Origin of the sequence: Ensifer sp. Root954 (assembly GCF_001429005.1) — a bacterium.
Lineage (GTDB): Bacteria > Pseudomonadota > Alphaproteobacteria > Rhizobiales > Rhizobiaceae > Ensifer > Ensifer adhaerens.
The window spans coordinates 1-1,117 of the sequence record NZ_LMJM01000031.1; the positions used below are offsets into that span (position 1 = coordinate 1).

Annotated in this window: 1 protein-coding gene; it reads right to left on the reverse strand. The window is 59.9% G+C overall.

Annotated features, from left to right (window positions below; genetic code table 11):
• Positions 1-38 precede the first annotated feature (38 nt).
• On the reverse strand, positions 39-1,049 hold the full coding sequence (locus ASE71_RS24395; RefSeq protein WP_060517157.1) for an IS30 family transposase: 1,011 nt from the start codon (positions 1,047-1,049) through the stop codon (positions 39-41).
• Positions 1,050-1,117: the final 68 nt, after the last annotated feature.

The window sequence follows — 1,117 nt, forward strand, 5'->3', positions numbered from 1 at the left end:
TGTGAGTTCACGCCGAACTGCGACTTGCGCGTGCAACGCTAACCGACACGCCGCATTTGCGCGAGCAGTTTCTTGCGGAAGACTTCCGCGGGCGTTCGATAGCCGAGGCACTTTCGGGGCGTCGAGTTAAGCCGATCGCAAATGTCCTTCAGGTCACCGTCGGTGATCGATAGAGGATCCACCTCTCTCGAAAGCCATTTGCGAGCACGGCGATTGGTGTTCTCAACGGTGCCTTTTTGCCACGGCGCCTGCGGGTCGCAGAACCATGTCTGCGTTCCGATGCCAGCCTGGAGATACGGCCATTCGCTGAATTCGGTGCCACGGTCAAAGGTAATCGACCGGCGGGCGAGATGGGGCAGGGACTGCAGCGCCTGGATCAGCCCGTCCATGATCGGCTTCGATTGCCGGTCGTTGTTGCGCAGGAAGACGGCAAAGCGACTGACTCGCTCGACCAGCGACGTCACATTGGCCTTGCCGAACTTCTTGCGAAATTGAATGAGATCGCACTCCCAATGACCGAACTGCTTGCGCTCGTCGACCGCGTCAGGACGATGGAGAATGTTGAGTTCCGGGCTGAAACGGCGGCCGTAGCGCCGCCTGGCATGCCGCGGTCGACGTCTCGCGCGACGTTCCGGCAGATGCCGCCACAGCTTGATGGCAAGGCCGTCTGCGGAATAGGCGAATTTGTAGATCGTCTCGTAGCTGACGGAAATCGGATGACGCTCAAGCCGCATGCGGCCGGCGATCTGCTGCGGCGACCAGCCATGCATGATCCGCTCGATCACCGATCGGCGCACATGCGCAAACCGAGCAAGCTTGCGCAGCTTGGCTCTGCGCTCACGCGCCATCTCGTTGGCCGTGACACAGTAGTAGCCGCTGAGCTCCGGCATTTGCACATCGTCGAAAGCATTGCGGCTGAGTTCCCGGAAAATCGTCGAGCGATGCCGCCCAAGCTTCTCGGCGATCACAGTGACACTCAGGCCAGCCGCTCGCCACCGGGCGATCCTACGACGTTCATCCATATCGATTTGGGAGTAGGTGCGTCTCATGAGCCATTCCTTGCGAGTGACAACCCATTGGTATCTATCGCAAGTCGCACTTCATCCTTGAACCCACC